The 6,459-nt window shown below is 71.9% G+C and carries 6 protein-coding genes; 3 read left to right on the top strand and 3 right to left on the bottom strand.

Translation table 11 applies throughout. The features are described from left to right. Positions 1-134: 134 nt before the first annotated feature. Positions 135-836: a PH domain-containing protein gene (locus tag AOQ53_RS26970; protein WP_059421164.1), complete on the top strand. Its 702-nt coding sequence runs from the start codon at positions 135-137 to the stop codon at positions 834-836. 145 nt (positions 837-981) lie between these two features. After that, complete coding sequence (locus AOQ53_RS26965) at positions 982-1,341, top strand: DUF6204 family protein (protein ID WP_059421163.1); 360 nt, start codon at positions 982-984, stop codon at positions 1,339-1,341. A gap of 15 nt (positions 1,342-1,356) precedes the next feature. On the opposite strand, the gene AOQ53_RS26960 is transcribed toward AOQ53_RS26965, so the two are convergent. The 3 genes from AOQ53_RS26960 to AOQ53_RS26950 all read right to left on the bottom strand — a co-directional run bounded on the left by AOQ53_RS26960 (position 1,357) and on the right by AOQ53_RS26950 (position 4,779). Continuing rightward, complete coding sequence (locus AOQ53_RS26960; RefSeq protein WP_059421162.1) at positions 1,357-2,994, bottom strand: phospho-sugar mutase; 1,638 nt, start codon at positions 2,992-2,994, stop codon at positions 1,357-1,359. A 429-nt stretch (positions 2,995-3,423) separates the two neighbouring features. Continuing rightward, complete coding sequence (locus tag AOQ53_RS26955) at positions 3,424-4,248, bottom strand: purine-nucleoside phosphorylase (protein WP_020274367.1); 825 nt, start codon at positions 4,246-4,248, stop codon at positions 3,424-3,426. Between the two features lie 93 nt (positions 4,249-4,341). After that, positions 4,342-4,779: a gamma-glutamylcyclotransferase gene (locus AOQ53_RS26950; protein ID WP_031119796.1), complete on the bottom strand. Its 438-nt coding sequence runs from the start codon at positions 4,777-4,779 to the stop codon at positions 4,342-4,344. Positions 4,780-4,874: 95 nt separating this feature from the next. On the opposite strand from AOQ53_RS26950, the gene AOQ53_RS26945 reads away from it, so the two are divergent. Then, complete coding sequence (locus tag AOQ53_RS26945; RefSeq protein WP_059421160.1) at positions 4,875-6,323, top strand: NAD(P)H-quinone dehydrogenase; 1,449 nt, start codon at positions 4,875-4,877, stop codon at positions 6,321-6,323. Positions 6,324-6,459 lie beyond the last annotated feature (136 nt).

The raw sequence follows: 6,459 nt of genomic DNA, 5'->3' as shown, positions 1-6,459 counted from the left end.
GGCCGGGTGGGAGGGAGGTCCGGGGTGGGCCGCGACGGGGGGTCGGCCGCGATGGGGTGGGGCGCGACGGGGGAGGGCCGCGATGGGATGGGGTGCGATGGGGTGGTCGACGTCCGGTCCGGCAGAATCGAGGCATGACGAGCCCCGACTCCCAGCCACCAGCGCAGCAGCCTCCGGAGCCCGAGTCCAAGGACCGCGTGTACCGGTCGGTTCCCGCCATCGCCGGTGGCGTGCTGCTGCTCGCCATCGCCGGGTGGCTCGGCATCGACGCGGTGACCTCGGGCGGCGGGCGTACGCCGTGGATGGCGCTCGCCGTGCTGATCCTGATCGTGCCGCTGGTCGTCGCCTTCACGCTGCGGCCCGCGGTGTACGCGGGCGAAGACCGGCTGCGCATCCGCAATCCGTTCCGCGTCATCGTGCTGCCCTGGGGGCGGATCGCCTCGCTGAAGTCCGCCTACTCGAACGAGGTCCTCACGGAGTCCGGCGCGAAGTACCAGCTGTGGGCCGTGCCCGTCTCGCTGCGCGCCCGCAAGAAGGCCGCGCGGCGTGAGATGCGGGCGACCGCGCAGGCGCGGCGGGAGACGGGGCGGGACGAGGGGCGCGGCGTTGCGCTCGGGATGCGTGCGGGGTTGGGCGGCCTCGGCGCGGGGCCCGTTTCCGACGGGCCCGTGCGGGCGGAGACCGACCGGATCATGGATGAGCTGCGGGGTCTGCACGAGGCGCGGCACCGGGCGGAGACGGCGCAGGGCGAGGTGACCGTGCGGTGGGCCTACGAGGTGGTGGGGCCGGTGGTTGCGGGGGCGCTGCTGGTGCTGATTCTGCTGGTGGCGGGTTGACGGGGGCCGCTCCCGGGGTCGGCTTCGCTTGTCTGGGATCGTCCAGCGGCTTCGTCGTCGGGGCCCGTCCGGCGGCTTTGCCGTCGGGGGCGAGTGCCGGGAAATCCCGTGGAGCCGGGGTGGTCCCCGCGTCTACGTTCGGGGGATGAGTACTCGTACTTTCCGGGTCACCGTGCGTGGCGTTTTCGACGGGCTGAGCGCCGAGCAGCGGGCCGGCCTGCTGGAGCGTGCCGCTGACCACGACGTGCTGCGCGCGGCCTTCACGCCCGAGGGCAACCTCACGTACGACGTGGCCGTGCGGCCCGCCTTCACCTTTCGCTTCCTGGACTCCGGAGAGGCGGAGGAGGACATCCTCGAGGCGACCGAGCGGGCCGAGGAGGCTGCCCGGGCGTGGCTCGACCAGCGCGGGTACGGCTACAAGAACCTCAGGTCCGCGGCCGAGGATCTCTCCCAGGCGCCCCTGGGCAAGCGGCAGCGTCGTGAGGCTGCCCGGAAGAGTTCCTGAGTCGTCGCGGGTGCGTCAGATGCCTGCCGCCGTCGCCAGGTCGCGCTTGATCGATTCCAGTAGGCCCGTGGCCTGTGCGCGGGCCTCGGGGAGACCGGCGTGGGTCGCGACCGGGACCACGACCTCCAGGTAGCACTTCAGCTTCGGCTCCGTGCCGCTCGGGCGGACGATCACCCGGGCGCCGTCGAGGGTGTAGCGCAGACCGTCGGTGGGCGGGAGGGTGTCCGAGCCCTGGGTGAGGTCGTCGGTGCGGGTGATCGGCAGGCCGGCGAGTTCGGTCGGGGGCTGTTCGCGCAGGCGGCGCATCGCGGCCGTGATGAGGGAGAGGTCCTCGACGCGGACCGAGAGCTGGTCCGTGGCGTGCAGGCCGTGTTCCACGGCCAGATCGTCGAGGAGGTCCAGGAGCGTGCGGCCCTCCTCCTTGAGCTGCGACGCCAGTTCCGTGATCAGGAGCGCTGCCGTGATGCCGTCCTTGTCGCGTACGCCGTCCGGGTCGACGCAGTAGCCGAGAGCCTCCTCGTAGCCGTAGCGCAGGCCCTCGGCGCGGGCGATCCACTTGAAGCCGGTGAGGGTCTCGACGTGCGGGAGGCCGGCCTTCTCGGCGATACGGCCGAGGAGGGAGGACGAGACGATCGACTCCGCGAAGGTGCCGGTCGCTCCGCGGCGGACCAGGTGGGCGGCGAGCAGCGCGCCGACCTCGTCGCCGCGGAGCATGCGCCAGTCGGCGCCGTCCCGCACGGCGACGGCGCAGCGGTCCGCGTCCGGGTCGTTGGCGATGATCAGGTCGGGAGCGGGTGTCGTAGCGCGGGCCTTCGCGAACGCCAGGTCCATCGCGCCGGGCTCCTCCGGGTTGGGGAACGCGACGGTCGGGAACTCCGGGTCGGGGTCGGCCTGCGCCGTGACGAGGGTCGGCTCCGGGAAGCCGGCGCGGGCGAAGGCGGCGAGGAGGACGTCCTTGCCGACGCCGTGCATCGCCGTGTACACCGTGCGGGCCGTGCGGGGGGAGTCCTTGGCGAGTACGGCGTCGGTGCGGGCGAGGTAGGCGTCGAGGACGCTGTCGTCGAGGGTGTCCCAGCCTTCGGTGGGGCGTCGGACAGTGGTGAGGGACGGGACGGCGGCGATCTCCGCCGCGATGTCGATGTCCGCCGGGGGGACGATCTGGGAGCCGTCGCCGAGGTAGACCTTGTAGCCGTTGTCGCGGGGCGGGTTGTGGCTGGCGGTGACCTCTACGCCGGCGACCGCGCCGAGGTGCCTTATCGCGAAGGCGAGGACGGGGGTGGGGAGGGGGCGGGGAAGCACGGCGGCGCGGAGGCCGGCGCCGGTCATGACGGCGGCGGTGTCGCGGGCGAAGTCGGCCGACTTGTGGCGGGCGTCGTAGCCGATGACGACGAGTCCGTCCTGGTGGCCCTGCTTCTTGAGGTACGCGGCGAGGCCGGCGGCCGCGCGGATGACGACCGAGCTGTTCATGCGCATGGGGCCGGCGCCGAGTTCGCCCCGGAGGCCGGCGGTGCCGAACTGGAGGGTGCCGCTGAAGCGGGCGGCGAGTTCGGTGTGGTCCTGGGCGTCGATGAGGCGGGCGAGCTCGGTGCGGGTTTCCGGGTCGGGGTCCTCGGTGAGCCACGCCTGGGCCTGTGCGATGAGTTCGTCGTGCACGGTCTGTGTCAGCCTCTCCGGTTGTCGTGCGGGTTGCCTCCGGCGGTTGCGCCGGGGTGCCTGCGGCGGCCTGTGCGGTTTTCGGTGGGGCTGTGCGTAGCGCCTACCGGGGTGCGGTGGGTCGGGGCCGCGCCGGGGGGTGTCCGTCCTCGGAACGGCGCGATGGGGTCGGATACCGACTAACCGTCCGTTGACGCGCCAACCGCTGCGGGCGGACACCCCCCGACACGTCCCCTTCTCGCCGTAGGCGACCGCGGGCGCGTCGTGGCTTGGCTGCCGCGGGCCCGCCGCGCTGCGGGCCGCCGCTGGTCCCGTCTGGCTGCGGGCAATCGTGCCGCTAAGGACGGCGCCCGTCCCAAAGAAGCGGCACCCCGCAACGCCGGGCTGCGGACCCCACCCCACCCCGCCCCGGCAGCGGCGCCGGGTCGTTTACAGGCGCCCCAGGACCTGTGCGAGCAGCGAACCCATGCGCGTCGCCGAATCGCGGCCCGCCTGCAGAACCTCCTCGTGGTTCAGCGGCTCGCCCGTCATGCCCGCGGCCAGGTTCGTCACCAGGGAGATGCCCAGAACCTCCGCACCCGCCTCGCGCGCGGCGATCGCCTCCAGGACCGTCGACATGCCCACCAGGTCCGCTCCGATGACGCGGGCCATGCGGATCTCGGCCGGAGTCTCGTAGTGCGGGCCGGGGAACTGGGCGTAGACGCCCTCCTCCAGGGTGGGGTCGACCTCCTTGCACAGGGCCCGCAGGCGCGGGGAGTAGAGGTCGGTGAGGTCGACGAAGTTGGCGCCGATGATCGGGGACGTCGCCGTGAGGTTGATGTGGTCGCTGATCAGGACCGGCTGGCCGGGGCGCATGCCCTCGCGCAGGCCGCCGCAGCCGTTGGTGAGGACGATCGTCTTGCAGCCGGCCGACACGGCGGTGCGGACGCCGTGGGCGACGGCGGCCACGCCGCGGCCCTCGTAGTAGTGCGTGCGGCCGAGGAAGACGAGGGCGCGCTTGTTGCCGATCCGGTACGAGCGGATCTTGCCTCCGTGGCCCTCGACCGCCGGCGGCGGAAAGCCGGGCAGCTCGGTGACCTGGAGCTCTGCCTCGGGGGCGCCGAGGGCGTCCACGGCCGGCGCCCAGCCGGAGCCCATCACGAGGGCGACGTCGTGGGTCTCGGCGCCCGTGAGTTCGCGCAGGCGGGCCGCGGCGGCGTCGGCGGCGGCGTGGGGGTCGCCCTGGATGTCGTCCGGAAGAAGAGATGCGTTCACGCCGACGAGGGTAGCCGGTGATTGCCTACGCGCGTAGATGGCAGAGCTCACGGGGTGGCGATCGTTGTCTTGTCGTTTCCGACGAAACGGGGCTCAGCAGGGGCGCTTGCGGAGTTCCATCACGTAGTCGTGCGGAGCGCCGGCCGATTCGGCCGCGTCGGCGATCTCGCCCAGGTAGCGGGCGGAGGGCAGGCCGCCCTCGTAGGCGTTGAGGGTGAAGGCCCACGCCTGCTCGTCACCCTCCAGGGTGTGCACCCGTACGCGGGTGCGGCGGTAGATGTCGAGCCCCACGCCCTCCCAGCGGTCGAGTGACTCCTCGTCCATGGGGGCGATGTCGTACAGCGCGACGAAGACCTGGGAGAGGGGGTCCTCGACGATCGTCGGCAGGGCGCCCTCCCAGCCCATGTGCTCGCCGCCGAAGGTCAGTCGCCACCCGTTCAGCCAGCCGGTGGCGCGCAGCGGCGAGTGGGGGGCGCGGCGGGACATCAGCCGCGCGTCGAGGTTGCCGGCGTACGCGGCGTAGAGCGACATGGGGAGAGGGTACGGCAGGTGCGCCGGGGTCACTCGCGTAACAGAGCCGCATCGGGCGGGCCCCGGGGCGGTGTCACGTTGAGGCGTGCGGGACAATGGAGTACGTGACTCGGATCGTGATCATCGGTGGCGGACCCGGCGGATACGAAGCGGCGCTGGTGGCCGCCCAACTCGGTGCGGAGGTGACCGTCGTCGATTGCGACGGTCTGGGCGGTGCGTCGGTGCTCACCGACTGCGTGCCGTCCAAGACCCTCATCGCCACGGCCGAGGTGATGACCACCTTCGACTCCTCCTACGAGGAGCTGGGGATCATCGTCGCGGACGACACCCCGCATCTGGAGCAGAGTGCCCGGGTGGTCGGGGTCGACCTGGGGAAGGTCAACCGGCGTGTGAAGCGGCTCGCGCTCGCCCAGTCGCACGACATCACGGCCTCCGTGACGCGTGCCGGGGCGCGTGTCCTGCGCGGGCGCGGGCGGCTGGAGGGCATGCAGGCGCTCGACGGGTCGCGGAAGGTCGTGGTGCGCGCCGCCGACGGGAGCGAGGAGACCCTCACGGCCGACGCGGTGCTCATCGCCACCGGTGGGCATCCCCGTGAGCTGGCCGACGCGCGGCCGGACGGTGAGCGGATCCTGAACTGGACCCAGGTGTACGACCTCGACGAGCTCCCCGAGGAGCTGATCGTGGTCGGGTCCGGTGTGACCGGTGCGGAGTTCGCCGGGGCCTATCAGGCGCTGGGGTCCAAGGTGACGCTCGTGTCGTCGCGGGACCGGGTGCTGCCCGGTGAGGACCCGGACGCGGCCACCGTGCTGGAGGAGGTCTTCCGGCGACGCGGGATGAACGTCATGGGGCGCACCCGGGCGCAGTCCGCCAAGCGGGTCGGGGACCGTGTCGAGGTGACCCTCTCCGACGGGCGGGTCATCACCGGGTCGCACTGCCTCATGGCCGTCGGTGCCGTTCCGAACAGCTCGGGCATGGGGCTGGAGGAAGCCGGGGTCAGACTGCGCGAGTCCGGTCACATCTGGACCGACAAGGTCTCGCGTACGACCGCTCCGGGCGTGTACGCGGCCGGTGACGTGACGGGCGTGTTCGCCCTCGCCTCCGTGGCCGCCATGCAGGGACGTATCGCCATGTACCACTTCCTGGGCGATGCCGTGGCCCCGCTGAATCTGAAGACCGTCTCGTCGAACGTCTTCACCGACCCGGAGATCGCCACCGTCGGCTACACCCAGGCCGATGTCGACGGCGGGAAGATCGACGCCCGGGTCGTGAAGCTGCCGCTGCTGCGCAACCCGCGCGCGAAGATGCAGGGCATCCGCGACGGCTTCGTCAAGATCTTCTGCCGGCCGGGGACCGGGATCGTGGTCGGCGGTGTGGTCGTGGCGCCGCGTGCCTCGGAACTGATCCACCCCATCTCGATCGCGGTCGACAACAACCTGACAGTCGAACAGATTGCGAACGCCTTCACCGTCTATCCCTCGTTGTCGGGCTCGATCGCAGAGGTGGCACGGCAGTTGCACACCCGGAAGGACACCGGCGAGGGCTGAGGCCGAATCCGGCTCCTCGCTGGTCACGGGGAGTGTTCGACCATGCGGACGGCATAGGCGGGCGGACTAGGCCCTATATCACTTCCCGCTGCCCCGTGCGAACATCTTCTGCTATTCAGCGCAAACTGCTGAAAGC

The sequence above is a fragment of the Streptomyces azureus genome (genome assembly GCF_001270025.1).
GTDB classification, from domain to species: domain Bacteria; phylum Actinomycetota; class Actinomycetes; order Streptomycetales; family Streptomycetaceae; genus Streptomyces; species Streptomyces azureus.
The sequence above is the reverse complement of the archived record's forward strand: the minus strand, read 5'-3'. Positions and strand labels throughout refer to the sequence as shown.

Coding starts and splice junctions, on each gene's coding strand:
- AOQ53_RS26970 (WP_059421164.1), top strand. CDS start 135: ATGACGAGCCCCGACTCCCAGCCACCAGCGCAGCAGCCTCCGGAGCCC.
- AOQ53_RS26965 (WP_059421163.1), top strand. CDS start 982: ATGAGTACTCGTACTTTCCGGGTCACCGTGCGTGGCGTTTTCGACGGG.
- AOQ53_RS26950 (WP_031119796.1), bottom strand. CDS start 4,779: ATGTCGCTCTACGCCGCGTACGCCGGCAACCTCGACGCGCGGCTGATG.
- AOQ53_RS26945 (WP_059421160.1), top strand. CDS start 4,875: ATGGAGTACGTGACTCGGATCGTGATCATCGGTGGCGGACCCGGCGGA.